Raw genomic sequence first — 25,924 nt, 5'->3', positions numbered from 1 at the left:
GGGACCCCGGCACCGCCCGGACGGCCGTCCAGCTCCTCCTAGCGGCCGACCGCGCGGAGCGCCGACCACTGGAGGCCGGCGAAGGCGGCGACGGTGCCCGCCTGCGCGGGGATCCACAGGGTCCCGGCCGTGCTGGGGGTCAGCCAGGCGACGAGGGCGACGGCGCTGAGCGCGACCCAGGCGAGGTTGATGTCGACGACGAGCTTGACGCCCGTCGCGGGCGGCTGCGGCCGGGAGGCCAGGTGGGCGACCCCGGCGGCGTACACGGTGAGCAGGACGCCGGTCCAGAGCAGCAGCGTCGCGTCCACCCCGAGGAGCCGCCCGAGGGCTTCGGGGGCGAGGGCGTAGGCCAGCCCGTTGGCCCCGGTGACGACGGCGTCCAGGGCGAGGAAACGGCGCAGCATGGTGCGCGGCTCGGTGGTGCGGGAAATGCCGGCGAGCAGGGCCTGGGACATGCGGATCAGCTCCATCGTCATGGGTCGTGTCGGGGACCCGGGTCCCGGCCGGAGTGCGCCGGCCGGGCCCGTGACCGCAACCTTGCCGGTGCCGCGGAACGGGGTCGATTACCGCCGAAGTAATGCGGTGGCGGGACCGGCCAGGACCTCGTCGAGGCGTACGGCGTCCACCGGGCGCCCGCTGCGCCGGCCGGCGGCAGGGGCCGGCGTCCGCCGGGGGCGTCAGCCGGCGATCAGGTCGTGGACGCGCCGCTCGGTCCAGCGGCCCGCCGCGCCCGGGCAGGAGGCGAGGTACCCGGCGACGGTGTCCGCGTCCCAGGCGCCCGCCGCGAGGAGGCCGGCGGCGAGGTGCCGGAGGTAGCCGGCGGAGGGGCTGTTCCAGGGGACGTCGTGCAGGCGCCAGGGGGCCGTGAAGGTGAGCAGGGGCAGTCCGTCGAGGGTGCCGGGGCGCACGAGGGTCTCGTAGCGTCCGTCGCCCAGCACGGCACGGCCGTCGCGCAGGGCGCCGGTCAGGTCGAGGTCGGTGTCCGGGCCGGGGTCGCGGTACATCTCCTGGGCGGCGATGTCGCAGAACTGCTCCGTGGTGATCCGGTGCGCCCGGGCCAGCACCCGGCCGTCGGCGTACGGGTCGTAGAAGGCGCGGCCGCCGGTCCACACCGCGGACTCGGTGGCGAAGTACAGGACCCCCGCCAGCTCCACCGGGACGGAGGCGGTCGGCAGCCGGCGGTCGCGGCAGCCCGGGTAGGAGCGGGCCCCGTCCGGGGGCGTACCGCCGACGATGTAGTAGGCCAGCCGGTCGACGTGCGTGTTGGAGCCGTAGGACGTGTACCAGACCTCCGTCGTCATGCGTCGAACGTAACGGGCGTGGCGCGTGAAGCTGCGCTGTTGACCCGCTTAAGAAAGTCTCGATGGACGCCGTGGGCGCGGGTCGGCAGATTGGTGCGCGTTCACGATCACCACCCGCACCTTCCCGCCTGGAGCCGCACTGATGAAGGCACTCGTCAAGCACAAGGCCGAGCCCGGTCTGTGGCTCATGGACGTACCCGAGCCCGAGACCGGCCCCGGCGACGTGCTGATCCGGGTGCTGCGCACCGGCATCTGCGGCACCGACCTGCACATCCGCTCCTGGGACGGCTGGGCGCGGCAGACGGTGTCGGCGCCGCTGGTGCTGGGCCACGAGTTCGTGGGCGAGGTGGCGCACGTGGGCTCCGACGTCACGGACATCGCGGTGGGCGACCTGGTCAGCGGTGAGGGCCACCTGGTGTGTGGCAAGTGCCGCAACTGTCTGGCGGGCCGCCGTCATCTGTGCCGGTCGACGATCGGTCTGGGCGTCGGGAGGGACGGGGCGTTCGCCGAGTACGTGGCGCTGCCGGCGTCCAACGTGTGGGTGCACCGCACGAAGGTGGACCTGGACGTGGCGGCGATCTTCGACCCGTTCGGCAACGCGGTGCACACCGCGCTGTCCTTCCCGCTCGTCGGCGAGGACGTGCTGATCACCGGCGCCGGCCCGATCGGGATCATGGCGGCGGCGGTCGCCCGGCACGCGGGCGCCCGCAACGTCGTGATCACCGACGTGAGCGAGTCGCGGCTGGAGCTGGCCCGCAAGGTGGGCGCGACGCTCGCCGTGAACGTCGCGGAGACCGGCATCGACGAGGCGCAGCGGCAGCTCGGCCTGCGCGAGGGTTTCGACATCGGCCTGGAGATGTCGGGGCGGCCCGAGGCGATGCGGGACATGGTCGCCAACATGACGCACGGCGGCCGGATCGCGATGCTGGGCCTGCCCGCCGAGGAGTTCGCCGTCGACTGGTCGAAGATCGTCACCTCGATGATCACCGTCAAGGGCATCTACGGCCGCGAGATGTTCGAGACGTGGTACGCGATGACCGTCCTGCTGGAGGGCGGTCTCGACCTCAGCCCGGTGATCACCGGCAGCTACGGCTACCAGGACTTCGACGCCGCCTTCGACGAGGCGGCCACGGCCCGCAGCGGCAAGATCATCCTCGACTGGACCGTCTGACCCACCCCCAAGGAGTTCTCTGATGTACGCGTCCGTCCGCGACGAGCTGCGCGCCACCCTCGACGAGATCCGCGACGCGGGTCTCTACAAGCCGGAGCGGGTCATCGGCACCCCGCAGAGCGCCACCGTGTCCGTCCCCTCCGGTGACGTGCTGAACTTCTGCGCCAACAACTACCTGGGCCTCGCCGACCACCCCGAGGTCGTCGCCGCCGCCAAGGAGGCGCTGGACCGCTGGGGCTACGGCATGGCGTCCGTGCGCTTCATCTGCGGCACGCAGGACGTGCACAAGGAGCTGGAGCAGCGGCTGTCGGCGTTCCTGGGGCAGGAGGACACGATCCTCTACTCGTCCTGCTTCGACGCGAACGGCGGCGTCTTCGAGACCCTGCTCGGCGCCGAGGACGCGGTGATCTCCGACGCCCTGAACCACGCCTCCATCATCGACGGCATCCGGCTGTCCAAGGCGCGCCGCCACCGGTACGCCAACCGTGACATGGCCGACCTGGAGAAGCAGCTCAAGGAGACGCAGGACGCCCGGCGGCGCCTCATCGTCACCGACGGCGTGTTCTCGATGGACGGGTACGTCGCGCCGCTGCCCGAGATCTGCGACCTCGCCGACCGGTACGACGCCATGGTGATGGTGGACGACTCCCACGCGGTCGGGTTCGTCGGCGCCGGCGGGCGCGGTACGCCCGAGCTGCACGGCGTCATGGACCGGGTCGACATCATCACCGGCACGCTCGGCAAGGCGCTGGGCGGCGCGTCCGGCGGCTACGTGGCGGCGCGTGCGGAGATCGTGGAGCTGCTGCGCCAGCGCTCGCGCCCGTACCTCTTCTCGAACTCCCTCGCACCGGTGATCGCCGCCGCGTCGCTGAAGGTCCTCGACCTGCTGGAGTCGGCCGGTGACCTCCGGGAGAAGCTCGCGGCCAACACCAAGCTGTTCCGCACGAGCATGACCGAGGCGGGCTTCGAGATCCTGCCCGGCGACCACGCGATCGCGCCCGTGATGATCGGCGACGCGGCCGAGGCCGGGCGGATGGCGGAGCTGCTGCTGGAGCGGGGCGTGTACGTGATCGGCTTCTCGTACCCCGTGGTGCCCATGGGGCAGGCCCGCATCCGGGTGCAGCTGTCGGCGGCGCACTCGACGCGGGACGTGGAGCGGGCGGTGGCGGCGTTCGTCGACGCCCGGGCGGCGATGGCCGGCTGACGGGAGCCGGACGCCGGCGTACGGCTGGGCGCGGCGCGGCGCGGCGGCCCGCGTGCGCGGCCCGGCTGCGGAGTACGGCCGGTCGGGCGCCGGAGCGCGGCCCGGCGGGGCGCGCGGCCGGGCGGTGAGGGCCGGACGACGGCTGAGCGACAATGGCAGGGTGATCGACCCCCGGCGGCTGCGCATCCTGCGGGCCGCGGCGGACCACCGTACGGTGACCGCCGCGGCCGCCGCGCTGTACCTGACCCCGTCCGCCGTCTCCCAGCAGCTCGCCGCGCTGGAGCAGGAGACCGGCCATGTGCTGCTGACCCGCAGCGGCAAGGGCGTGCGGCTCACGGCGGCCGGCGAGATCCTGCTGGAGCACGCCAATGAGGTGCTCGCGCAGCTGGAGCGGGCGGAGGCGGAGCTCGCGGCCTACGCGGGCGGAAGAGCGGGCGAGGTGACGGTCGCCGCGTTCGCGACCGGCATCGCCGAGGTGCTGGCGCCCGCGATCGGCCGGCTGGCCGGGACGCACCCCGGTATCCGGGTGCGCGTGCGGGATGCGGAGGGCGACGAGTCGCTGCCGCTGGTCCTGGACGGCGAGGCCGACGTGGCGCTGGCGGTGGAGTACCGGGGCGCGCCCCGCGAGGGCGACCGGCGGCTGGCGCGCGTACCGCTGTACGCCGAGCCGTTCGACGCGGTGCTGCACGCGGGGCATCCGCTGGGGCTGGAGCCGGAGGTGGCGCTGGCATCGCTGGCGGACGCCGACTGGATCGCGCCGTACCCCGGCAACCCGTGCCACGACATGGTGCTGCTCGCCTGCGAGCTGGCCGGCTTCGACCCCCGGCTGGTGCACTCCTCGGACGACTTCCGCGCCGTGGTGGCCCTGGCCGGCGCGGGCGCCGGTGTGGCCCTGGTGCCGCGTTCGGCGCTGCGGGGCATCGAGCTGAAGGACGTGGTGGTCCGCCCGGTCGCGGGCCCGGCGGCGTTCCGCCGCGTTTTCGCCGCGGTGCGGCGCGGCGCCGAGGAACACCCCCTGATCCGGCCGGTCCTGGACGCCCTTGCGGCGGCCGCCCGGGGCCTCTCGGCGCCGGGCGTCTGAGGGCACGGGCGGGGGCGGGCCCCCTTCCGCTCGGGCGCCGCGCTTCGTACAACGGCCGACGGCCGCGCCCACGCCGTGGTTCGGTCAGCCCGGGCCGGGCACCCACCCGCGAGGAAGCCCCGACGGCGTGTGCCGGGGCCACCGTACGCCGGCGTGTTCCGACGCCGCGGCCCGGAACGCCTCCGCCAGAACCCCTCCCGGATACGTCCCGAAGACCGGGTACGGCCCGGTTAGGACGTGGTGTTGCGGGCGATGTCCCCCGCCCCGGGTGCCGCTCCCTCAGCGGATGCGGAACACCGGTCCGCGGGGCGTGAACGGGAGCGTCGCGGCGTCCGGGACGAGGAAGGCGTGCTCCCGGCGTACCCGGAGCGGGTCGCAGCAGCCGTCCGTGATGATCAGGACCGGTGCCCCGGGCGGGAAGTCGGCGGCGCGCTGGAGGAGGTCCACGCCCGGCTGGAGGACCGTTCCGCCGCGGCCCCGGACCCGTACCCGCCCGGCGATCTCCGTCGGCGCCAGGTAGCCGGCGTCGTACGCGGCCGCGTCGCAGAACACCACCCGCGCCGCCGGTACGTCCCTGGCCTCGGCGTACGAGGCGATGGCGCCGAGGGCCTTGCCCAGCAGCCGCCGGTCCATGGAGCCGGAGGTGTCGAGGACGACGCCGAAGGTGCACCGGGCGACCTCCTCGGGCGGGAAGTACCGGCCGGCGCGAGGGATGTCCGGCGTGGACGCCTGGCGGCGGGCCGGGCGCGCGTAGCTGCGCACCGCCTCCGGGCGGGGCACGAACTCGTCGAACCAGCGCGCCAGTCGGGCGTCCCACGGCACCGGCGGGTGCGCCAGCGCCCGGATCTCCTCGACCAGCCCGGCGGGCAGCAGACCGCGCTCCCCGCTCGTGTGCAGGTCGAGCCCCTGCACCAGGCCCCGCCGGTAGAACTCGTCCAGATCGACGGGGTCGCGCGGGTGCCGCGCCAGCGGCTCGCCCAGGATGTCCCCCACGCCCTTGCCCCGCAGCGTCGCCAGGCGCCGCATCCGGCGGGCGTCGGTGACGATCCGGTCGTACACCTCCTCGGCCGACAGCCCCTTCAGGTCCGGGTCGTGCAGCAGCCCCTCGGGCATGGTGCCGACGCCCATCTCCAGCAGCCAGCCGTTGATGACGAAGTCGGCCGCGACGTTGAAGAGGTACGGGTCGCGGGCACCGCGCCGGTCGCCGTGGCGGAGCGCGGCGTGCAGCATCTCGTGGGCCAGCACGAACCGCCACTCCTCGTCCTCGTACCGGCGCAGCGGGTTCAGGTAGATCTCGCCGAGCGTGGCGTCGACGGCGGCGATCGAGACACCGTGGGCGCGGGCGAACCCGGCGTCGGCCACCAGCGTCATCCCGGACGCGATGCCGCCGAGCAGCGGGTAGGAGGAGACGAACCAGCTCAGTGCCCGGTCCCACGGCTCCTTGGGCCTGACCTCGCCGGTCTGCGCGTCGCGCCGGCCGCCGGCGACGTCCATCGTCTCGGAGACGGTACGGGTGAGGGCTTGCGCGAACGCCAGTTGCCAGTCCGGGACGGCATGCCACCGCGACCAGGCGACCAGGATCTGGTCCGGCTCGTCGCCCGCCGTGCCGCGGTGCTCGTGGCCGGCGGGGATGCCGGTCTTGCGCCAGCGCGAGGCCAACTGCTCCTCGTCGCCGTCCGGGTAGGCCACCGGATGGTCCTCGGGGGCGCGGCCCACGTGCAGCGTGAGCATGAAACGGTTCACCACGGCGCAGCGGGCGGCCAGGTCGTACGCGTCGGGCTGCGGTCGGCGCGTGTCCTGGTGGGCGGGAACGTGGCCGAACCCCAGGTGCAGCAGGCAGTGGGCGAGGGCCCAGGCCCACTCGGCGGGCTCGGCCCGCCGGTCGGGGTGGACGTGGACGCGGCCGTTGGAGTCGACGGCGGCGAGCCCTTGGCGGGGGCTCCGTTCGCAGTCGCGGGAGCGGCACACGTCGGCGTCGAGCGCGGCGAGGGCCGGGTGGCGTCTGACCAGGGCCAGCCCCGCGAGGAACGCCTCGGCGGCCGGGTCGTCGCGCCTGCTCCTCGTCCGCGCCGCCGGGCTCACCGGCGGGCCTCCACCAGCCGGGGCATGTCGCGGGCGGCCTCGACGAGGAACCACGCGGGCAGCACGGGCCGGCCGTTCTCGTCGTCCCGGATGACGGTCTGGGCGACCTCGACGGATATCTCGGCGAGCTGGACGAGCAGCGACTTGGCCCGGTGCGCCGCCTGCCGGAGCGCGGGCGGTATCTGGTCCTTGGACGCGGGCAGTTCCCGGACCAGCCGCCCCCGGAACGCCTCGGCCAGGTAGTAGAGCAGGTCCCGGTCCTCGACGCGCTTGGGCCAGGAGGCGTCGCCCTTGATGATGGCCTCGATGCCGTACGTGTGCCGGACGATCTTGACGTATCCGCAGAAGGACACGGCGTGCGCGGGGGTGAGGGTGCCGTGCGCCACGATCTTCAGCGTCTCCTCGTCGAGCGCGGACCCGAAGGAGTGCAGCGCGTCCGAGAGCATGTGCCAGGAGCGGGGCGTGGAGAACGGCTCCTCCGTCTTGGGCGGCTGCGACCAGAGGTGGCCGGGGCGGTCGGTGAGGTAGTCGGTCACCCACGGGTGGATGCCGTTCTCCCCCGCCCACACCAGCCAGTCGGTGACGGAGGCGCGCAGGTGGACGTGCGTGAGCCGGTTGACGAGCGCGGAGGCGATGGGCCGTGCCAGGGCGTTGTCGGTGGCGCGGTTGCCGGCGCCGATGACGACGGAACCCGCGGGCAGCTCGTAGGTGCCGATGCGCCGGTCGAGGATCAGCGAGTAGAACGCCTTCTGCACGTCGGGCGTGGCGGCGTTCAGCTCGTCGAGGAACAGGCAGTACGGCTCGTCGCGGGCGATGGCCTCCGGCGGGCAGAACACGGACCTGCCGTCGCGGATCTGCGGCACGCCGATGAGGTCCTCGGGAGCGAGCTGGGTGCCGAGCAGGCTGACGCACTCCAGGCCCAGGGACTCCGCGAAGTGCCGTACCAGGGACGACTTGCCGATGCCGGGCGCGCCCCACAGGAAGACGGGGCGGACGGTCGCGAGGCCGAGCAGCAGCTCGGGGATCCGGGCGGGCGTGACGGTGACGGCGGCCTGCAGGGCGGACTCCTGGGTGGGGCGGGGGTCCGGTGCGGCGGCGCGCCCGGACCGTTCGACGCCCGGACGGACGCCGGGCCCGCCCAGTGTGGGCGCCCGCCCCCGCCCGGCGCAGCCGATTTTCCGGCGGGCCGGGCGCGCGGGCCGGGTGCGCGGGCCAGCCACGCGGACCCGGCCTGCACGCGCCGGACCGGCACCCGGGCCCGCCCGCCCGCGAGGCCCGGGCCCGCCGGGGGTCAGGCCCGGTTCTTGCGGGCGGACATCCAGGCGTAGACCAGCACGCCCGCGAAGAGGAACAGCACGCCCTGGTAGACCGCCGCGTATCCGGAGCCGGCGACCAGCCACATGGAGAAGGCGAAGGCGACGGCCGCGAGGACGGCGTCCCGGACGAGGCGGGGGCGGTCGACCCGGTCGGCGCGGCCGGAGGCCAGGAAGTAGATCTGTGCGGCCGTCGACAGCAGGTAGGGCACCGTGGCGGTGAAGGTGGTGACGAGGACCAGGATCTCGAAGACGCCCTCGGAGCCGGCCGTGTAGTTGTAGACGGTCAGCAGGGAGGCGAGCACGACGGTGACCAGGACGCCGTAGGTGGGGACGCCGCGCCGCTTGTGGGTGAACATCTGCGGGAACAGGCCGTCCTTGGCCGCCGCGTACGGGGTCTGGGCGCTGAGCAGGGTCCAGCCGTTCAGGGCGCCGACCATGGAGACCAGGGCCATGCAGGCCACGGCGGTGCCGCCCCAGGAGCCGCCGAACATGCTGTTGACGGCGGCGGAGAAGGGCGCGCTGGACTCGACGAGCCGGTCGTGGGCGACGAGCCCGAAGACGGACAGGGTGCCCAGCAGGTAGATGACGGCCGCGCCGAGGGTGCCGAGGATGGTGGCGCGGCCGACGTTGCGCCGCGGGTCGCGGACCTCGCCGGCGCTGACCGCCGCGGACTCCACGCCCAGGTAGCTGAAGAGCAGGATGGCGGCGGACGCCGACACCGCGCCGACGGCGCCGGTGTCGCTCGCCTGGAAGGGCCCGAGGTTCGCGGAGTCGAAGAAGAACAGGCCGCCGATCGCCACCAGGAGGAGCGGCACGAACTTCAGGACGGTGGCGACGAGCTGCACGGCGCCGACGTACCGCGTGCCGGCGAGGTTCGCGAGGGCGGGCAGCCACTGGAGGGCGAGCGCGGCGGCGATGGTCGCGGCCGTGGAGTCCTGGACCGGGAGGAGGACGTCGAGGTAGCCGACGGCGGCGACGGCGAGGGCCGCGTTGGAGACCCAGGTGGTGATCCAGTACGACCAGGCCGAGAGGAAGCCGGCGAAGTCGCCGAACGCCTCGCGGGCGTAGACGTAGGGGCCGCCGGTGAGGGGGTGGCGCCGGGCGAGGCGGCCGAAGACGAGCGCGAGGGCGATGGCGCCCGCCGTGAGGACGGCGAAGGCGACGAGGCTGATGGTGCCGTAGGGGGCGACGGAGGCGGGCAGCAGGAAGATCCCGCCGCCGATGATGTTGCCCATGACCAGGGCGGTCGCGACGGGCAGGCCGAAGCTGCGGGCGTGCTTGGACCGCTCGTCGGGGGTGGGGTCGGTGATGAGGGGGGTGGTGCTCATGGGGGGTGGTGCGCCTTTCGCCGTACAAACCTGAACATGGTCAGGTACGGCGAACGCTGCACCAAATCACCCGTGTTTGTCCGGCACGACGCGGTCGGCTGCCGGAAAAGCTTCTTCCGCTTGCGGCCGTGGCGGTATTTCCTGCACGGGAACCTGCGGGCCCTGGCTCTCCCTCAGCCAGCGCCGCAGCACCCGGTGGACCTCCTCGGCGCCCACCGGGCGGGAACCGTCCGCGGCCGGCGGGGAGAGCGTGCGGGGGGACAGCAGGAACGCCTCCGACTGCTCGCCGCCGAGCCCGCCGTGGGAGCCGATCTGCTCCTCGAAGGCGTGCACGGTGCCGGTCTCCGGGTCGTACACGGAATTGACCATGATGTCGGCGGCGTGCGGGAAGGAGTCGGTGCGCCGGACGGCGTCCGCCGCGCCGGGGCCGAAGACCGCGAGCGGCCCGTCGTCGGTGAGGTCGTCGACCGGGACCTCCGCACCGGCGGGGCCGAGGACCACCGAGCCGTGCCGCTCGCTGCGGACGAGCAGGAAGCCGATGCCCGGGTGGTCGGCGAGGGTGCGCAGCAGGGCGGGGTGGCGGCGGTCGATCTCCTCGCGGGACATGCGGTAGCGCACGTCGGGGAACGAGACGAGGCCCAGGTTCCCGGAGGCCAGCACGATCGGCTCGGACGTGCGGGGCGGGCGCTCCTCGCGGCCCTCCTCCACGGGCAGGTGCACCGCGCTGCGCAGGGCGCCGCGCGCCTCGGCGCCGCTCGGGGTGTGCTGGGCGCGGCGGGGAACGGGCAGTCCGCAGCCGGCCCGGACCAGGTCCCGCAGCGTCAGCCCGTACGCCGACTCGAAGGTCTCGCCGGGGCTCTGGCCGTGGTCGGAGAGGAGCACGATGCGGTAGGGGCGCGGGGCGTGGTCGGCCACCTTGGCGATCAGGGCCAGGGAGCGGTCGAGGCGCTCCAGCACCTTCAGGGCGTCCCGGCTGTGCGGCCCGGAGTGGTGGGCGACCTCGTCGTACGCGACGAGGTCGGCGTACACGGCGGCGCGGCCGGCCAGCATGTCGCCCATCACGGCGGCGACGACCACGTCCCGTTCGACGACGGTCGCGAAGGCCCGGATGAAGGGGTACAGCCCACCGCGGCCGACCCGGGGCGTCTCGCCCCTGATCCGCGAGCGGGTGGACTGACCGATCTCCCGGGCGACCTCGGCGACGAAGGAGATGGCGGTGCGGACGGCGTTGGCGGGGTCGCGGAAGTAGGCGACGTACCCGGCGCGGGAGCGGTTGCGGCGGCCCCGGCGGGCCGAGACGGACAGGACCAGGGCGAGCTGGTCGGCGCCGCCGCTGAACAGGTTGCCGCGGCTCGCGCCGTCCAGGGTGAGCAGCCCGCCGTCGCCGGTGCGCGCGATGGCGCGGCGCTGGAGTTCGACGGCGCTGGCGGGCCGGTTGCTGACCATGAGCCGGCCGGTGTCCTTCTCGTACCAGCGGAAGGCGGGCACGTCGTGGTTGGAGCCGTGCAGGATGCCGAGCTGGCTGGCGCCGGTCTGGCTGGACCAGTCGGTGCGCCAGGAGGTGAGGCGGTGGGTGGAGGCGAGCCATCCGGCGACGGTGGGCATCACCCCGTCGGCGACGGCCTGCCGCAGCACCTGGTGCCCGACGCCGTCGAGCTGGATGAACACCGTGCCGGGCGGGCTCGCGGGGCCCAGCGCGGGCGGTGCGGAGCGGCTGCGGCCGGCGAGCCGGTACAGGCGGCGCCGGTAGGCGTTGTCGTCGCGCACGGCGAGGGCGGTGGAGGTGGCCGACGCGACGGCCGACATCACGGCGGCCACCGCCACGGCGTTCTCCGGAGCGGCCTCGCCGCGCCCGTCGGGGATGAGCCACAGCGCGAGGAGCAGCAGCGAGCCGTTGAGGAAGAAGGCGAGGAGTCCGAGGACCAGGGCGGGGACGAGCAGCAGGGCGCGGACCGCCAGCGGCCACACCAGGGCGCTGAGCAGGCCGAAGGCCCCAGCGCCCCAGGCGGCGGTGACCGCGGTCCGGGTGATGCTGTCGCCGTCGTCGGACTGGAGCTGGAAGTCGGGCAGGATCCCGGCGAGCGCGAGCAGAGTGAGGGTGGAGACCGCCCACACCACGACGACCCGCAGCAGGGCACCGCCCGCCGTACGCCACCGTGCCTGGACCACGCCGTTCGCTCCCGCCCCGCTCAGCAGCCGTCGTAGCCCGCGGTCGGCATGGAGAGCCGGCGGTGCACACGGGCCTTCATCCCGGCGTCGTACGCCGGTTCGTCCAGGCCGGCCGTCTCCAGCCGTACGCCGCGGCGGGCGCACTCGGCGGTGAAGTCCCGCGCGGAGGTCAGCGCCCGGTCGAGGACCCGTTCGTTGGGCACGACGAACAGGTCGACCGCGCCGGCCTCGACGTCGGCCCAGAGGGTCCGGTGGTCGGGCCGCATGCCGTAGGAGAGCAGTTGCCGGCTGACGACGTAGCCCATGCCGGCCGCCCAGCGCTCGCACATGGCGTGCTGGCTGCGGGTGTCGACCAGGAAGGGGTCGCTGTCGAGCTCCTCGAGCGGCGTCAGACTGGCGATCGCCGCCACGCGTACGTCGTCCATGCCGCCGACCCTACTCCGATCACCCCCGGGCGAGGAGGCGCGCATTTACGCTCGTAAGAGCTCGTACGGGCACGGCGGGAGCGAGGAGGGCGGGCGGTGGCGGTCGAGGTCACGTGGTGGGGTCATGCGACGTGTACGGTCCAGGACTCGGGGGTGCGGGTGCTGACCGATCCGTTGTTCGTGCGCCGGCTCGCGCATCTGCGGCGGCGGCGGGGCGCGGTGCCGCCCCCGGCCGCCGCGCGGGCGGAGGTGGTGCTCATCTCGCACCTGCACTCCGATCACCTGCATCTGCCGTCGCTGGCCCGGCTCGCTCCGGGTACGCGCCTGGTGGTGCCGGCCGGGGCGGGCCGTGCGGTGCCGGGTCTGCGGCGGCTTGCCGCGGCGGGCGGGCTGCGGGTGACCGAGGTGGCCGCCGGGGACGAGGTGAAGGTGGAGGAGCTGGTGGTACGGGCGGTGCCGGCGCGCCACGACGGGCGGCGGCTGCCGGTGGGGCCGCACCGCTCCCCCGCGCTCGGGTACGTGATCGCCGGCGAGGCGCGTACGTACTTCGCGGGGGACACCGGGCTGTTCGACGGGATGGCGCGGGCGGTGGGCGAGGTGGACGTGGCGCTGCTGCCGGTCGGCGGATGGGGGCCGTTCCTGGGGCACGGGCACCTGGACGCGGGCCGGGCGGCGCGGGCGCTGGCCGAGCTGGCGCCGCGGGCGGCCGTTCCGGTGCACTACGGCACGTACTGGCCGATCGGGCTGGACGGGGTGCGGCCGCACGAGTTCCACGCGCCGGGCGACGAGTTCGTGCGGCACGCGGCGCGGCTGGCGCCGGGGGTGGCGGTGCACCGGCTGGGGCACGGTGAGAGCGTGCGGCCGGAGGTGTCCGGGTGATCGATGCCGTGGTGGGTCAGGTGTCGGAGTCGACCCAGCACGCGGTCGGCTATCCGGCGCTGTTCCTGCTGGTGGCCCTGGGGGCGCTGGTGCCGGTGATTCCGACCGGGGCGATCGTCAGTTCGGCGGCGGTGGTGGCGTTCCACCAGACGTCGCCGGGGGCGCTGCTGGTGGTGTTCGTGCTGGCGGCGGGGGCGGCGTTCGTGGGGGACGTGGCGCTGTACTGGCTGGGGCGGCGCGGGGTGCACTCGAAGAACGGTTCGCGGTGGCTGGAGGCGCTGCGCGCGCGGGCGGCCCCGGACCGGCTGGAGCAGGCGCGGGCCAAGGTGGAGGAGCACCGGGTGTCGGTGCTGGTGCTGTCCCGGCTCGTTCCGGCGGGGCGGATACCCGTGATGCTGGCGTGCCTGCTGGCCCGGATGCCGCTGCGCCGTTTCGTGCGCGGCAACCTTCCGGCGTGCCTGGCGTGGGCGCTGACGTACCAGTTGATCGGTGTCCTGGGCGGCTCGCTGTTCGCCTCCCCCTGGCAGGGCGTCCTGGCGGCGGTGGTGCTGACGGTGCTGGTGGGGGCGGTGCCGTCGGTGTGGCGGCGGTGGCGGACCTGAAGGGCCGGCGGGGCGCCCCGGAGCCGGGCCGAGCCGCTAAAGAAGGCGTGAGCCGCCGACCGGGAGGTCCCACAGGCGCTCGCGGGGCAGGCCCGCCTCCTGCCAGGCGGCGCGGACGCGGGTGAGGGGTTCCATGACGGGTTCGGAGGAGAGGACGAACGTGGCCCAGTGCATGGGGGCCATGTTGCGGGCGCCGAGGTCCAGGAAGGCCTGCACGGCCTCCTCAGGGTCGGTGTGGACGTCGCGCAGCCACCAGCGGGGGGCGTAGGCGCCGATGGGGAGCAGGGCGATGTCGATGCCGGGATGGCGGCGGCCGATCTCCGTGAACCAGTGTCCGTAGCCGGTGTCGCCCGCGAAGTAGACGCGGTGTCCGTGGGGGTCGGCGAGCACCCAGCCGCCCCACAGGGAGCGGCAGGTGTCGGTGAGGGTCCGCTTGGACCAGTGGTGGGACGGTACGAAGTGGAAGCGGACGCCGCGCAGTTCGGCGCTCTCCCACCAGTCGAGTTCGGTGACGCGGGTGAAGCGGCGGCGCCGGAACCAGCGGCCGAGCCCGGCGGGGACGAAGACCGGGGTGTGGCGCGGCAGCCTCCTGATGGTGGGGGCGTCGAGGTGGTCGTAGTGGTTGTGGCTGATGACGACGGCGTCGACGGGCGGCAGTTCCTCCCAACGGACGCCGACGGGGGTGATGCGGGCGGGCGTGCCGAGGATGCGGCGGGACCAGACGGGGTCGGTGAGGACGGTGAGCCCGCCGGTCCGGACGATCCAGCTGGCGTGGCCGGCCCAGGTGACGGCGACGGATCCGGGGCGCACGGGGGGCAGCGGTCGCGGGGCGTACGGCAGGTGCGGGACGTCCCGGAGCCCTTCGGCGTTCGGGCGCACCGCCCCCTCGCGGGCGAGCCTCGCCATGGCGCGTACGCCGGGGAGCGGGGCGGTCAGCCGGTCGGCGAAGGAGCGCGGCCAGGTGCGGGGTGCGGCGGCCGGGTGCGGGTCGTCGCCCATGGGGTGTCCGGCGGGCGCGGTGGGGCCGCCGTCGGGGGCGGGCTGCTCGGTGGGTGCCGTCCGTTCCGTCATCTGCCAGCTCCGTTCACCGTGGTTCCCGCAGTTCGTGCAACGCGGAACCGAACCTTTCCAGCGCTTCCGCCACGGGCGGCGCGTCCAGCGGGTCCGCCGCTGTGAGGGACTCCGTGCGCTCCTCGGGGGTTGCTCCGAGGAGGGGCCAGGTCGACAGGCGCACCCTGAGGGCGCCGAGTTCGTCGCCGAACCGGTGGCCGCCGGGGACGGGCACGCCGAGGCGGTCCGTCAGGTACTCCTCCAGCTCCATGGAGTCGGTCACGCCGCGCCCGGCGAGGGGGGCGCGGAGCGGGCCGAGGTCGGCGTACAGGTGCCGTCCGGCCCGGGGCGGCAGGGCGAGCGCCCCGGCGGTCAGTACGGCGTGGTGCGCGGCGGCCGCCACGCGGGCGTGCAGGGCGGCGCCGGCCGCCGCGCGGGCGGTCACGGCGGCGGGTTCGCCCAGCGCGTGGGCGGCGGCCGCGGCGACGGGGGCGGCGACCTGCGCGCCGAGGGCGGTGAGCCGGTCCAGGGTGCGGGCGCGGCGGTCCGGGCGGGGCCCCGCGGGCGGGAAGCGGGCGATGGCGGCCGGCCAGGCGGCGGGGGTGAGGGCGCCGGCGAGGTCGCACAGGACGGTGACGTCGTCGGGGCACATCTCGGCGGGGCTGACGAGGACGGTGTCGTGCGGCTCGTGCACGGTGTCGCGCCAGGTCTCGTCGCTGATGATGTGCAGGCCCTCGGCGACGGCGGCCTCGCACGCCTCGCGCACCACCTCGGGCGGGGCGACCGTGGCGGTGGGGTCGTCGGCCACGGAGAGCAGCAGGACCGCCGGGTGGCCGCCCTCGGCGCGGACCCGCCGTACGGTCTCCAGCAGGGCGAACGGGTCGGGCACGCCTCCGCACTCGGCGGGGGTCGGTACGTGGTACGCGGGCCGGCCCAGCAGCCTGGCCTGCGGGGTCCACCAGGCGGGGCAGGGCCGCGGCATGAGGACGTCGCCGCCGTGGGCGGCCATGAGGGCGGACAGCAGCGGCTGGGCGCCGGGCGCGGCGGCGATGTCGTCGGGGTCGCAGCGCAGGCCGCGCCGCCCCCAGTAGCCGCAGGCCGCGCCGCGCAGGGCCTCGCCGCCTCCGGGCGGTTCGGGTTCGGTGCGGCCGGCGGCGGCCGCGAGGACCGAGGCGAGCTCGGGCGGCACGGGCAGGCCGGTGTCGGGGGCGGGCGGTCCGTAGCGGACGGGGCCGCGCCCCTTGGTGTCCGGCTGCCGCATGCCCTCACCTCCGCCGCTGGTGCGCCGCCGCTGGTGGTCCCGGGACATCTGCCCAGCCCTATAGCCCTTTATACGGAGGTTCCACGCAAATCGCCGCTCCGGAGCGGCCCGCCCCGGTCCCCCGGGGCCCGCCCCTCGGCCGGCTCCCGACCCGTGCCCGGTCCCCCGGGGCCCGCCGCGAGCCCGTGGCGCGCCGCGCCGTCACCGGTGTCCCGCGCCGGGTGCGAGACGGGCCAGCTCCTCCTCCAGGCCGCGGCCCCGGGTGCGGACGACCTGCCCGGCGACGTCCGCGAGCTTGCGGTTGGTGAGCTGCGAGACGTGCCGCAGCACCGCGTACGCCCGGTCGGCGTCGCAGCCCAGGACGTGCATGACGATCCCGCCGGCCCGGTCGATGTCGGGCCGGGTGCGCAGCGCCGCGGCGAGCTGGCCGGCCTCGGCGAGGGCGGCGCGGTACCGCCGGTCCCGGGCGAGGCCCACCGTGACCTCCTCGCCGAGGAGGGCGAGGCTCCCGTGGGCGGCGTGGTCCAGGGAGCCCGGCCGGTAGCCGTACAGGTCGAGGGTGAGGTCCGTGCCGGCCCGGCGGAAGGGGAGCGTGACCCCGGCCCGTACGCCGGTTCCGAGCGCCGCCGCCCGGTAGTCGGGCCAGCGCCGGTCGGTGAGGAGGTCCGCGGTGCCGACCGGGGCGCCGGTGTCGAGCGCGGTGCGGATGGGTCCGTCGCCCGCGTCGAACTGGACGGCCACGAGGGCCGCGAGGTCGGGGTGGGTGGCGCTGACGCGGCGTTCGCCGGAGGCGTCCCGGCGGCCGTCGCCGAGCGTGGCGACGGCGCCGCAGCAGGCGGGTACGGAGCGCACGCACTCCTCGGCCAGCCGGTGCAGCTTGCGTACGGTGGAGGCGGGTTCGGGGCCTTCGTACTCCTGGTCGGGAAACATGGCGCGCCCTCCTCTCCCGCTGCGGCTGCCCCCGGACGGGCGGCGGGAAACGGCCGTACCTCCGGGCCGCGGGGCCCGGTTACGGTGCTGGAATGACGCTGACGGACGACTTCGGCGAGGACCTCGCGGATTTCGCACGGCGGGTCGCCGAGCTGCGCGCCGCCCGCGCCCTGCCCCCCGACGAGCGGCGGGGTGTGCTGGACGCGGCGCTCTTCGAGCTCCAGCACGCGGCGGATTCGCTCTGGCCGCGCTACGAGCGGCTGGCGGCCCGGGCGCCGGACGGCACGTCGGCCGACCGGCACGAGCGGCAGTTGCTGCGGACGCTGTTCCAGCGGCTGCCGGTCCCGGTGGCGCTGGTCGACCGGGGCACCGTGGTGCGCCGGATGAACGTCGCCGCGACGGCGCTGACGGGGGTCCGCGCCGGTTACGCGGCGGGCCGTCCGCTGGCCGGGCTGCTGGCCTCGGGCGACCGTGTCCCGTTCCGTACGCAGGCGGCGGCCGCGGCGCGCGGTGAGGGCGCCCGCAGCCTGACGGTACGGCTCCAGCAGCGGCCGGACGAGCCGGTGCGTGCGTCGCTGGTCGCGCTGGCGCTGCCGGGAGAGCCGCAGGCGACGGTGCTGGTGGTGCTCCAGCCGGGCGCGGCGGGGGCGGCGGGGGCGGCGGGCGGGGCGGTGCCCGCGGCGGCCGGGCACGCGGGGCGCCGGCCGGTGCCGCCGGACCTCGCGGGGGTCACGGAGCGGGCCGGGGCGATGGACCTGGTGGACGCGATGGCGTGCGCGCTGCTGTCGAGCCCGCCCGGTGACCCGGACGCGGCGCTGGCGGCGGCCGCGCGGGTGCTGCACGGCCGGTTCGCGGACTGGGTGGTGGCCGACGCAGTGGCCGGCACGGCGGCGGGCCCGGCGGGGGCGCCGCCGTCGCGCCGGGCGGTGGTGCTGGGGCCGGCGCGGGAGGCGGACGGGCCGCTGTGGAGGGCCCTGGCGGGGCAGCACCCGGCGGCGTGCCCGCTGGTGGTGGAGGTGGCGCGGAGCGGTTCGGCCTCGTTGCAGGTGCGGCCCGAGGACATCCTCGCGTTCGGCGAGGACGCCTCGGGCGCGTCGGTCCTGGCGCGGGCCGGTGTCGGCTCGCTGCTGTGCGTGCCCCTCGTGCGGGAGGACGGCGGCGTGCTGGGCGTGCTGACGCTCTTCCGCACGGGCGGGCGGCGGGCGTTCTCGATGGCCGAGGGGAGGGCCGCCGATGTGATGTCCCGCCACATCGCCCTGGCTATGCGGCGACGTCCCGCATGATGTCCTCCCGCATCTGGCTGCAGCAGCGGCTGATCAGCCGGGACACGTGCATCTGGGAGATGCCGAGGTCCTCGGCGATGCGGCTCTGCGTCATGTCGCGGAAGAACCTCATGTAGAGGATCTTCTGCTCGCGTTCGGGCAGGCTGCGCAGGCGCGGCTTGACCGCTTCGCGGTCGATGACCACGTCGAGGGCCGGGTCGGGCCCGCCGAGGGCGTCGACGAGCGTGTACCCGTCCTCGGTGCCGGGCAGCTCGGCGTCCAGGGAGAGGGCGGTGAAGCTGTCCAGGGCCTCCAGCCCGGCCATCGCCTCCTCCTCGGTCATCCCGGCCTTCTGGGCGATCTCGGACACGGTGGGAGCGCGGCCTCCGACCGTGTGCGAGAGCTCCTGGTAGGCGGCGCGGACGCGGCCCCGCAGGTCCTGGACCCGGCGCGGTACGTGAAGGGTCCACATGTGGTCGCGGAAGTGGCGCTTGATCTCGCCGGTGATGGTGGGGACGGCGAAGCTCTCGAACGCCGCTCCGCGCTCGGGGTCGTACCGGTCCACGGCCTTGACCAGACCGAGGGCGGCGACCTGCTTGAGGTCCTCCAGCGACTCGCCCCGGTTGCGGAACCGGCCGGCGAGCCGGTCCGCCATGGGGAGCCACGCCCGGACGATGTCCTGGCGGACCGCTTCCCGTTCCTCGCCCTCCGGCAGCGTGGCCAGGCGCTGGAACGCCTCGGCGGTGTCGGGGGCGTCGTCGTGCGGATGCTTCGTGTGGGCAAGGGTTCGCATTGCTTTTCAGCTCCCTGAACGGTGCTGACGGTTGGCTGTCACCCCGAGGAGAGCTCCTTTCTCCGGGCAGGGGACACGCCCGGAACGGATCGCCGCTCCTACGGACGTGCCTCCGGTCCGAAGCACGAGATGCGCATGCCCGGGGCCAACCCCGGCAAACTCCTCATTCCATGCTGGCCGCCTTTCGGCGTTTCCGCTCCTCGGGGACGCGGTACCCGGGCCCGTGCCGCCGGGGCGCGCCATTTTCTACCGGCGAGTAACTACCGTGTGCCAGGCCAGGAGGACCGCAGATGAGCATGGATGTCGCCGATCGGATTCTCGCGCGGCTGCGCGACTGGGACGTCGAGTACGTGTTCGGCTATCCGGGTGACGGGATCAACGGGCTGATCGCCGCCTGGGGCCGCGCCGAGAACCAGCCACGCTTCATCCAGGCCCGCCACGAGGAGATGGCCGCCCTCCAGGCGGTCGGCTACGCCAAGTTCGCGCACCGGCTCGGGGTGTGCGTGGCGACCTCGGGGCCGGGCGCGATCCACCTGCTGAACGGCCTGTACGACGCGAAGCTCGACCACGTGCCGGTGGTGGCGATCGTGGGGCAGACGCACCGCAGCGCCATGGGCGGTTCGTACCAGCAGGAGGTGGACCTCCACTCGCTCTTCAAGGACGTCGCCTCCGACTTCATCGCCACGGTGAACGTCCCCGAACAGCTCCCCAACGTCCTGGACCGGGCGATCCGCACGGCGTACGCGCGCCGCTGCCCGACCGTGGTGATCGTGCCGGGGGACGTGCAGGAGCTGGAGTACACCCCGCCCACCCACGAGTTCAAGATGGTGCCCTCCAGCCTCGACCGGAGCGCCTGGACGGCGGTGCCCTCCGGCGACGCGCTGGAACGGGCCGCCGAGGTGCTCAACTCCGGCGAGAAACCGGCCGTCCTCATCGGCCAGGGCGCGGCGGGCGCCCGCGCGGAGGTCGAGGAGGTCGCCGAACTGCTGGGGGCCGGCGTGGCCAAGGCGCTGCTCGGCAAGGACGCCCTGTCCGACGAACTGCCGTACGTCACCGGCTCCATCGGGCTGCTGGGCACCCGCCCGTCCTGGGAGCTGATGCAGGGCTGCGACACCCTGCTCACGATCGGTTCCAGCTTCCCCTACAGCCAGTTCCTCCCCGAGTACGGGCAGGCGAGGGCGGTGCAGATCGACCTCGACCCGCACATGGCGGGCATGCGCTACCCGTACGAGGTGAACCTGATCGGCGACTCCCGCGCCACGCTGCGCCGGCTGATCCCGCTGCTGCGGCGCAACCGGCGGCGCGGCTGGCGGGAGCAGATCGAGAAGTCGGTGCGGCGCTGGGAGGAGGTCATGGACCGGCGGGCGGGCGTGTCGGCCGACCCGCTGAACCCGGAGCACGTGGCACGGGCCCTGTCGCCGCTGCTGCCGGACCGGGCCGTGGTGACCGCCGACTCCGGGTCCGTCGCCAACTGGTACGCCCGGCACATCACGATGCGCGGCGACATGCGTGGCTCGCTGTCCGGGACGCTGGCGACGATGGGATGCGCCGTGCCGTACGCGATCGGCGCCAAGTTCGCGCACCCCGACCGGCCGGTGGTGGCCCTGGCCGGGGACGGCGCGATGCAGATGAACGGGCTGGCCGAGCTGATCACAGCCGCCAAGTACCGGCACCAGTGGGAGGATCCGCGGCTGGTCATCGGCGTCTGGAACAACCGGGACCTCAACCAGGTGACCTGGGAGCTGCGCGCCATGGGCGACGCCCCGTCGTTCCTGCCGTCCCAGGAGCTGCCGGACGTGCCGTACGCGCTGTTCGCCGAGTCCATCGGGCTGACCGGTCTGCGGGTGGAGAAGCCGGACGAGGTGGAGAGCGCCTGGCGCATGGCGCTGGCGGCGGACGGGCCGGCGGTCGTCGAGTTCGTCACCGACCCGTCCGTACCGCCGATCCCGCCGCACGCGACCTGGCAGCAGCTGGAGTCGACCGTCGCGGCACTCGCCAAGGGCGACGCCGCGCGTGCCTCCGTCGTGAAGCAGGGGCTGAAGGCGAAGGTGCAGGAGTTCCTGCCGGGCCGGAGGTCATGAGGCGCCGGCGCCGAAGCCGCCGGCCGCAGGCGGTTCCGGCGCCGCGGAACGCGGACGGGTCCCGGGCGCGTACCGCCGTCCGCGCCCGGGACCTCTTCCCCTGTCACCCCTGGCCGCTCGGGCCGCCGCCGCGAGTCCCCCGCTCCTCCGGTCCCCAAACCCGGGTTTGCCCCGGCCCCTCCGGGTACCCGCCCGGCGACCGCACCCGCAAGATCGTGGAGGGCGCCATGCAGCGAGGCAGCGACCGGCTCAGCCGCCGCCAGGACGACGAGATGAAGCACCAGCTCAAGGGGCTGCTCAGGTCCGGGCACCCGACGAGGACCGAGGAGTGGCACGACCCGGAGCCGGTTGCCGAGGACGACCCGGAACTGGCACCGCCCCGGGCCCACACCGACCCGTTCGAGGCGCTGCGCCTGGAACTGGGGCGGCATCTGGCCCGTACGCCGTTCCCCGCGCACCGCGGCGACCTGTTGCGGATGCTGCGGGAACGGCACGCGCCCGACCCGCTCGTGGAGCGGGTGGCGGAGCTGCCCGGCGATCACACCTACCGCAGCGTGCAGGACGTGGCGGTGGCACTGGAGCGGCCGCCGCATCCGGCGTAGAGCGGCATGAAGGGACCGGGTCCGGGTACTCCGGGCGCATCGGACGAAGGGGACGACGGACGGGGACGGACAGCGGGAGGCGGTCGCTCACGGCGGGACGGCCGCCACCGGTGCGGCCCGCCGTGAGCGGCCGGCCCGGCCCGACCGCACGGCCCACCGCGTGTTCCCGCAGGACGCGGCCCATAGGACAGCCAGAAAGGAACCACTGTGCAGATCGCGTTTCTCGTGGCGCCCGAAGGCGTCGAACAGGTAGAGCTCACCGACCCGTGGCAGGCGGTGAAGGACGCCGGTGACACCCCGGTGCTCGTCTCGACCGAGCCGGGTGAGATCCAGGCGCTCAACCACCTCGACAAGGCGGACACCTTCCCCGTCGACCGGACCGTGGCCGACACCTCGGCCGGCGACTACGGCGGCCTGGTGCTGCCCGGCGGTGTCGCCAACCCGGACTTCCTGCGCATGGACGAGAAGGCCGTCGCGTTCGTACGGGACTTCTTCGAGGCGGGCAAGCCGGTCGCGGCGATCTGTCACGGTCCGTGGACGCTGGTGGAGGCCGACGTGCTGCGCGGCCGTACGCTCACCTCGTGGCCGAGCCTGCGGACCGACATCCGCAACGCCGGCGGCGAGTGGGTGGACGAGCAGGTGAAGGTGTGCGGGGCCCGGCCCAGCACCCTGATCACCAGTCGCAAGCCGGACGACCTCAAGGCGTTCTGCGAGGCGTTCACGGCGGAGTTCGCCAAGGCTTCGGGCGGCTGACCGGTCAGGACGCCCGAACCCCGAACGGCTCCTCGTCCCGCGCGGCGGACGAGGAGCCTCGTCGTGTTCGGGCGGAGTCCCGCCGGGTCACGCGGAGCCCCGCCGGGTCACGCCCGGCGCCCGACCATCGCCAGCAGCTTCGTCTGCTCGTCGGCGTCCGGCGGGGGTGTGACCCGCGGGGCGAACAGGCCGCTCCCGGCGAGGCTGTCGGCGTACGGGGACACCTCCCGCACCGTGAAGTCGACCAGGTCCTCCGGCAGCCGTTCGTCCGCGCCGATCGCCCGGGACAGGTCCCAGGCGTGCACCACCAGGTCGGAGACCATCTGCGAACAGTAGGCGGTGGCCTGGGTCGGCCCGGACGAGAGGTGCACGGTACGGTCCAGGGCGCCCTTCTCCAGGAAGGCGTCGCGGGACTCCGCGGCGGCCCGGTCCCACGCCCCGACCGGGTCGTCACCGAGCACGTCGCCCTCGAAGGCGTCACCGATCCGGTCGAGGGTCTTCCGCTCGCGCACCAGCGGCGCCACCCACAACTGCTCGGCGGTGAGGTGGTTGACCAGGTCACGGACCGACCAGTCGGTGCAGGGCGTCGGGGCGTCCCACTGGTCCGCACGGACGGCGTGCACCCGCGCGCCGAACAGGTCGAGCGCCTCGCCGTGCCGGGCGAGGAGCGTGCTGGGCACATGGGGGTTCGGCACCTCGGGTCACCTCCGTCGATCCGCTGCTGTCACCCGGTCCACTCTTCCCGGCTCCCGGCGCGGGCGCCACGCGAGTGACCTGTGTGGCCCACGGGGCCTCGGGTACCCGTCCCGGGCCCTGATTCCGGCCTCCGGGAGGGAGCCATGCAACTCGCCTTTCTGACCAGCCTCTTCGACCGCCCGGCACCGTGGGCCAGTGTCTATCTGGACACGTCACGGGTCGACGAGTCCGCGCGGGAACGGCTGGAGCTCCAGGCCAGGGACGCCTGCCGCACCCTGGCCGCCCAGGGCTGCGATCCCGCCACCGAGCGGGCCGTGCACGACGCGCTGACCGCCTGGCCGCGGCCGGCGGGCGAGGCCGGGCGCGCGGTGTTCGCGGCGCACGGCGAGGTCGTCCTCGACCCGCCGCTGACCCGCCGCCCCCTGGCCCCCGCCGACGTGACCTGGGCCGCGCTGCCCCGGCTGGCCCCGCTGCTGGACCTCGCCGCCCAGGAACCGGTCTGCCTGGTCGCGTACATCGACCGCACCGGCGCCGACCTGGAGCTGCGCAGCCCCCTGGGCGGCACTCCGGCCGGGCACGTGGAGGGACGCGACTGGCCCGTGCACCGCACCGGTTCGGCCGACTGGTCGGAGCGGCACTTCCAGCTGAGCGTGGAGAACACCTGGGAGGAGAACGCGGAACGGATCGCGCAGGCCCTCGCCGAGTGCGAGGAGGAGACCGGCGCGGACGTGATCGTGCTCGCCGGTGACGTCCGCGAGCGGCACTCGGTGCACGAGCGGCTGCCCGCGGAGGTCCGCCCGCTGGCCGTGGAGAGCGAGCACGGCGGCCGCGCGCCCGGTTCCGGTGTCCGGCTGCTCGACGAGGACGTGGAGGCCGCCCGTCAGGACCACCTGCGGCGGCTGGCCGAGCGGGAGCTGGACCGGTTCCGCGCCGCCCGCTCCCCCGCCGGCGCGCCGCCGTCCGCCGCCGAGGGCGTGCCCGCGCTCGTGGAGGCGGCCCGCGAGCACCGGATCGAGGAACTGCTCATCCGCCCCGAGGGCCCCGACGCGCACCGCGAGGTGTGGGTGGGTGCCGAGCCGGACCAGATCGCGGTGCGCCGCAGCGACACGCACTACCTGGGCGAGCGTGAACCGCTGCCCGCCCGTGCCGACGACGCGCTGCTCCGTTCGGCGGTCATGACCGGCGCCGAGGTGCTGCGGGTCCGGCCCGAGGACGAGGCCGACCTGCCGGTCGGCGGCCTGGGCGCGCTGCTGCGCTGGCCGTACGCCGACAAGGAGCGCGAGCGCGCGGCGGAGCCGGCCTGACCGGCGGGCGGCCCCGGCGCGCCCCGGCCCCGCGACCGTCGCGGCGGGCCGCGGCGGGGGCCGGGACGCCGGTGCGAGGCGTGGGCGGGTGGCCGGAGGGGTACGCGCCGGGCATGTTCTCTTCCTCCGGCGCGCAGCCGGCCGAGACCGTACGCGACCGGGTGACCGCCCGGCTCAGCGCCTGGGACCGCGAGGTCTTCCACCGCGTCGCCACCCGGCACTGGCCGGGCGGCGACCGGGTCCTGCCCCGGCTCAGCCGGGGGGCGAACCACGGGCTGCTGTGGTTCGGCACGGCGGCCGGCATGGCCGTCCTCGGGCGGGACAACCGCTCGCGCCGCGCCGCGATCCGGGGCGTGGCGTCCCTGGCCGTGGCGTCGGCGGTCATCAACACGGTCGGCAAGCGGTCCGTGCGGCGCGCCCGGCCGGTGCTCGACGCCGTGCCGGTGGTGCGGCAGCTGAAGAAGCAGCCGTTCACCACGTCGTTCCCGTCGGGCCACTCGGCCTCGGCCGCCGCCTTCGCCACGGGCGTCCTGATGGAGTCCCGGGGCTGGGGCGCGGCCGTGGCCCCGGTCGCCGCGGCCGTGGCGCTGTCCCGCGTGTACACGGGCGTGCACTATCCGGGTGACGTGCTGGCGGGCGCCGCGCTCGGCGTCGGCGCCGCCTTCGCCGTACGGGGTGTCGTGCCCACCCGGTCGCAGTTGCCCGCCCCGGGCCGTCCGCACACCGACGCGCCCGCGCTGCCCGGCGGTGCCGAGCTGGTGGTGGTCGCCAACCGGGCCTCCGGCACCGGGGACACCACCGCGCTGGTGCGGGACGCGCTGCCGGACGCGGAGGTGCTGGAGTGCGACCCGGACGGGATACCGCGGGCGCTGGAGGAGGCGGCCGCCTCCGGGCGGTGCCGGGCACTGGGCGTCCTGGGCGGTGACGGCACGGTCAACCGGGCCGCGGCGGTGGCCGCGCGGTACGGCCTGCCCCTCGCCGTGTTCCCGGGCGGCACGCTCAACCACTTCGCGTACGACCTGGGCATCGAGTCGGTGCAGGACACCGCCCGCGCGCTGGCCGCGGGTGACGCGGTCCGCGTCGACCTGGGCCGGTTCACGCCCGGGCCGGACGGCGCGGCGCACGGGTACTTCGTGAACACCTTCAGCCTGGGCGTCTACCCCGAGCTGGTCCGGCTGCGGGAGCACTGGTCGCCGCGGATCGGCGGCTGGCCCGCCGGTGTGCTCGCCTCGCTGCGGGTGCTGCGCGGTGAGCACCCGCTGGAGGCGGTGGTGCACGGGCGGCGGCGGCCGCTGTGGCTGCTGTTCGCCGGGAACTGCGTCTACCGGCGCATGGGGCCCACACCGGGGCGACGGCACGACCTGGCGGACGGCATGCTGGACGTGCGGGTGGTGCACGCCGGCCGGCTGCCGGGGCTGCGCCTGCTGGCCGCCGCGTTCGCCGGGCCGCTCAGCCGGTCGCCGGTGCACGCCGCCGGGAAGCTGCGGCGGGTGCGGGTGTCGGGTCTGGCGCCGGGGACGCCGCTGGCGTACGACGGCGAGGTGACGGACGCGCCGCCGGAGCTGTTCATCGACAAGCGGGACGAGGCGCTGACGGTCTACCGCCCGGCCGCCGCTCCCTGACCGCCGGCCGGC

Annotated in this window: 23 protein-coding genes; 11 read left to right on the top strand and 12 right to left on the bottom strand. The window is 75.1% G+C overall.

The genetic code is table 11. The features are described 5' to 3' along the window. Positions 1-38 precede the first annotated feature (38 nt). Positions 39-455 (bottom strand): hypothetical protein, encoded by a 417-nt coding sequence (locus A4V12_RS28745; protein ID WP_064072479.1) that lies wholly within the window; start codon positions 453-455, stop codon positions 39-41. A 222-nt stretch (positions 456-677) separates the two neighbouring features. Beyond that, positions 678-1,301: a hypothetical protein gene (locus A4V12_RS28740; RefSeq protein ID WP_064072354.1), complete on the bottom strand. Its 624-nt coding sequence runs from the start codon at positions 1,299-1,301 to the stop codon at positions 678-680. A 142-nt stretch (positions 1,302-1,443) separates the two neighbouring features. Here A4V12_RS28740 and tdh point away from each other — a divergent pair, with 142 nt between their 5' ends. The 3 genes from tdh to A4V12_RS28725 all read left to right on the top strand — a co-directional run bounded on the left by tdh (position 1,444) and on the right by A4V12_RS28725 (position 4,757). Further along, positions 1,444-2,472, top strand: a complete 1,029-nt coding sequence (gene tdh, locus A4V12_RS28735; RefSeq protein ID WP_064072353.1) for an L-threonine 3-dehydrogenase — start codon at positions 1,444-1,446, stop codon at positions 2,470-2,472. Positions 2,473-2,494: 22 nt separating this feature from the next. Then, positions 2,495-3,676: a glycine C-acetyltransferase gene (locus A4V12_RS28730; protein WP_064072352.1), complete on the top strand. Its 1,182-nt coding sequence runs from the start codon at positions 2,495-2,497 to the stop codon at positions 3,674-3,676. Positions 3,677-3,836: 160 nt separating this feature from the next. Further along, positions 3,837-4,757: a LysR family transcriptional regulator gene (locus A4V12_RS28725; protein ID WP_064072351.1), complete on the top strand. Its 921-nt coding sequence runs from the start codon at positions 3,837-3,839 to the stop codon at positions 4,755-4,757. Positions 4,758-5,036: 279 nt separating this feature from the next. Here A4V12_RS28725 and A4V12_RS28720 read toward each other — a convergent pair whose 3' ends face one another. From A4V12_RS28720 to A4V12_RS28700, 5 genes are all read right to left on the bottom strand, one after another. Next, complete coding sequence (locus A4V12_RS28720) at positions 5,037-6,839, bottom strand: vWA domain-containing protein (protein ID WP_064072350.1); 1,803 nt, start codon at positions 6,837-6,839, stop codon at positions 5,037-5,039. Beyond that, the gene (locus tag A4V12_RS28715) at positions 6,836-7,897 is read right to left on the bottom strand and encodes an ATP-binding protein (RefSeq protein ID WP_064072478.1); all 1,062 of its coding nucleotides are present in this window, start codon (positions 7,895-7,897) and stop codon (positions 6,836-6,838) included. Before A4V12_RS28715 ends, A4V12_RS28720 begins: the two co-directional genes overlap by 4 nt. Before the next feature lie 233 nt (positions 7,898-8,130). Next, positions 8,131-9,483, bottom strand: a complete 1,353-nt coding sequence (locus tag A4V12_RS28710; RefSeq protein ID WP_064072349.1) for an amino acid permease — start codon at positions 9,481-9,483, stop codon at positions 8,131-8,133. A 66-nt stretch (positions 9,484-9,549) separates the two neighbouring features. Further along, positions 9,550-11,652, bottom strand: coding sequence for a phage holin family protein (locus A4V12_RS28705; protein WP_064072348.1), 2,103 nt, complete (start codon positions 11,650-11,652; stop codon positions 9,550-9,552). A gap of 20 nt (positions 11,653-11,672) precedes the next feature. Further along, a complete protein-coding gene (locus A4V12_RS28700) occupies positions 11,673-12,077 on the bottom strand; it encodes a hypothetical protein (RefSeq protein ID WP_107415535.1) in 405 nt (134 codons plus the stop codon). Positions 12,078-12,173: 96 nt separating this feature from the next. On the opposite strand from A4V12_RS28700, the gene A4V12_RS28695 reads away from it, so the two are divergent. Both A4V12_RS28695 and A4V12_RS28690 read left to right on the top strand, forming a co-directional pair. Continuing rightward, entirely contained in the window at positions 12,174-12,956 is a 783-nt protein-coding gene (locus A4V12_RS28695; RefSeq protein WP_064072346.1) for an MBL fold metallo-hydrolase, read from the top strand. Continuing rightward, positions 12,953-13,558 (top strand): DedA family protein, encoded by a 606-nt coding sequence (locus A4V12_RS28690; protein WP_064072345.1) that lies wholly within the window; start codon positions 12,953-12,955, stop codon positions 13,556-13,558. Before A4V12_RS28695 ends, A4V12_RS28690 begins: the two co-directional genes overlap by 4 nt. A gap of 36 nt (positions 13,559-13,594) precedes the next feature. On the opposite strand, the gene A4V12_RS28685 is transcribed toward A4V12_RS28690, so the two are convergent. The 3 genes from A4V12_RS28685 to A4V12_RS28675 all read right to left on the bottom strand — a co-directional run bounded on the left by A4V12_RS28685 (position 13,595) and on the right by A4V12_RS28675 (position 16,799). Then, positions 13,595-14,629 (bottom strand): MBL fold metallo-hydrolase, encoded by a 1,035-nt coding sequence (locus tag A4V12_RS28685; protein WP_064072344.1) that lies wholly within the window; start codon positions 14,627-14,629, stop codon positions 13,595-13,597. Positions 14,630-14,642: 13 nt separating this feature from the next. Further along, positions 14,643-15,869: an aminotransferase class I/II-fold pyridoxal phosphate-dependent enzyme gene (locus A4V12_RS28680; RefSeq protein ID WP_064072477.1), complete on the bottom strand. Its 1,227-nt coding sequence runs from the start codon at positions 15,867-15,869 to the stop codon at positions 14,643-14,645. A 201-nt stretch (positions 15,870-16,070) separates the two neighbouring features. Continuing rightward, positions 16,071-16,799, bottom strand: a complete 729-nt coding sequence (locus tag A4V12_RS28675; protein WP_064072343.1) for an ANTAR domain-containing response regulator — start codon at positions 16,797-16,799, stop codon at positions 16,071-16,073. Positions 16,800-16,891: 92 nt separating this feature from the next. Here A4V12_RS28675 and A4V12_RS28670 point away from each other — a divergent pair, with 92 nt between their 5' ends. Then, positions 16,892-18,082, top strand: a complete 1,191-nt coding sequence (locus A4V12_RS28670) for a PAS domain-containing protein (RefSeq protein WP_064072342.1) — start codon at positions 16,892-16,894, stop codon at positions 18,080-18,082. Here the strand turns inward: A4V12_RS28670 and A4V12_RS28665 are convergent. Further along, positions 18,060-18,854, bottom strand: a complete 795-nt coding sequence (locus A4V12_RS28665) for an RNA polymerase sigma factor SigF (RefSeq protein WP_064072341.1) — start codon at positions 18,852-18,854, stop codon at positions 18,060-18,062. The two genes, A4V12_RS28670 and A4V12_RS28665, sit on opposite strands and share 23 nt — an antisense overlap. A 290-nt stretch (positions 18,855-19,144) precedes the next feature. Here A4V12_RS28665 and A4V12_RS28660 point away from each other — a divergent pair, with 290 nt between their 5' ends. The 3 genes from A4V12_RS28660 (at position 19,145) to A4V12_RS28650 (ending at position 22,290) form a co-directional block, all read left to right on the top strand. Then, the gene (locus A4V12_RS28660; RefSeq protein WP_064072340.1) at positions 19,145-20,935 is read left to right on the top strand and encodes a thiamine pyrophosphate-requiring protein; all 1,791 of its coding nucleotides are present in this window, start codon (positions 19,145-19,147) and stop codon (positions 20,933-20,935) included. Positions 20,936-21,162: 227 nt separating this feature from the next. Continuing rightward, a complete protein-coding gene (locus tag A4V12_RS28655) occupies positions 21,163-21,537 on the top strand; it encodes a DUF2795 domain-containing protein (RefSeq protein WP_064072339.1) in 375 nt (124 codons plus the stop codon). Between the two features lie 207 nt (positions 21,538-21,744). Further along, positions 21,745-22,290: a type 1 glutamine amidotransferase domain-containing protein gene (locus A4V12_RS28650; RefSeq protein ID WP_064072338.1), complete on the top strand. Its 546-nt coding sequence runs from the start codon at positions 21,745-21,747 to the stop codon at positions 22,288-22,290. A 107-nt stretch (positions 22,291-22,397) separates the two neighbouring features. On the opposite strand, the gene A4V12_RS28645 is transcribed toward A4V12_RS28650, so the two are convergent. Beyond that, a complete protein-coding gene (locus A4V12_RS28645; RefSeq protein WP_064072337.1) occupies positions 22,398-22,985 on the bottom strand; it encodes a TIGR03086 family metal-binding protein in 588 nt (195 codons plus the stop codon). Between the two features lie 144 nt (positions 22,986-23,129). On the opposite strand from A4V12_RS28645, the gene A4V12_RS28640 reads away from it, so the two are divergent. Both A4V12_RS28640 and A4V12_RS28635 read left to right on the top strand, forming a co-directional pair. Further along, positions 23,130-24,290: a Vms1/Ankzf1 family peptidyl-tRNA hydrolase gene (locus tag A4V12_RS28640; protein ID WP_064072336.1), complete on the top strand. Its 1,161-nt coding sequence runs from the start codon at positions 23,130-23,132 to the stop codon at positions 24,288-24,290. A 113-nt stretch (positions 24,291-24,403) separates the two neighbouring features. Then, a complete protein-coding gene (locus A4V12_RS28635; protein WP_079137429.1) occupies positions 24,404-25,912 on the top strand; it encodes a bifunctional phosphatase PAP2/diacylglycerol kinase family protein in 1,509 nt (502 codons plus the stop codon). Positions 25,913-25,924: the final 12 nt, after the last annotated feature.

Source organism: Streptomyces noursei, from assembly GCF_001646665.1.
Taxonomy (GTDB): Bacteria; Actinomycetota; Actinomycetes; order Streptomycetales; family Streptomycetaceae; genus Streptomyces; species Streptomyces lavendulocolor.
This window is presented reverse-complemented; position numbering and strand designations above follow the sequence as displayed.

What these genes read in the sequence shown, in the direction of transcription:
- A4V12_RS28665 (WP_064072341.1), bottom strand. Translation starts at nt 18,854, where the DNA reads ATGCGAACCCTTGCCCACACGAAGCATCCGCACGACGACGCCCCCGAC.
- A4V12_RS28745 (WP_064072479.1), bottom strand. Translation starts at nt 455, where the DNA reads ATGTCCCAGGCCCTGCTCGCCGGCATTTCCCGCACCACCGAGCCGCGC.
- A4V12_RS28670 (WP_064072342.1), top strand. Translation starts at nt 16,892, where the DNA reads ATGACGCTGACGGACGACTTCGGCGAGGACCTCGCGGATTTCGCACGG.
- A4V12_RS28680 (WP_064072477.1), bottom strand. Translation starts at nt 15,869, where the DNA reads ATGCGGCAGCCGGACACCAAGGGGCGCGGCCCCGTCCGCTACGGACCG.
- A4V12_RS28700 (WP_107415535.1), bottom strand. Translation starts at nt 12,077, where the DNA reads ATGGACGACGTACGCGTGGCGGCGATCGCCAGTCTGACGCCGCTCGAG.
- A4V12_RS28675 (WP_064072343.1), bottom strand. Translation starts at nt 16,799, where the DNA reads ATGTTTCCCGACCAGGAGTACGAAGGCCCCGAACCCGCCTCCACCGTA.
- A4V12_RS28635 (WP_079137429.1), top strand. Translation starts at nt 24,404, where the DNA reads ATGTTCTCTTCCTCCGGCGCGCAGCCGGCCGAGACCGTACGCGACCGG.
- A4V12_RS28640 (WP_064072336.1), top strand. Translation starts at nt 23,130, where the DNA reads ATGCAACTCGCCTTTCTGACCAGCCTCTTCGACCGCCCGGCACCGTGG.
- A4V12_RS28655 (WP_064072339.1), top strand. Translation starts at nt 21,163, where the DNA reads ATGCAGCGAGGCAGCGACCGGCTCAGCCGCCGCCAGGACGACGAGATG.
- A4V12_RS28710 (WP_064072349.1), bottom strand. Translation starts at nt 9,483, where the DNA reads ATGAGCACCACCCCCCTCATCACCGACCCCACCCCCGACGAGCGGTCC.
- tdh (WP_064072353.1), top strand. Translation starts at nt 1,444, where the DNA reads ATGAAGGCACTCGTCAAGCACAAGGCCGAGCCCGGTCTGTGGCTCATG.
- A4V12_RS28685 (WP_064072344.1), bottom strand. Translation starts at nt 14,629, where the DNA reads ATGACGGAACGGACGGCACCCACCGAGCAGCCCGCCCCCGACGGCGGC.
- A4V12_RS28730 (WP_064072352.1), top strand. Translation starts at nt 2,495, where the DNA reads ATGTACGCGTCCGTCCGCGACGAGCTGCGCGCCACCCTCGACGAGATC.
- A4V12_RS28660 (WP_064072340.1), top strand. Translation starts at nt 19,145, where the DNA reads ATGAGCATGGATGTCGCCGATCGGATTCTCGCGCGGCTGCGCGACTGG.
- A4V12_RS28740 (WP_064072354.1), bottom strand. Translation starts at nt 1,301, where the DNA reads ATGACGACGGAGGTCTGGTACACGTCCTACGGCTCCAACACGCACGTC.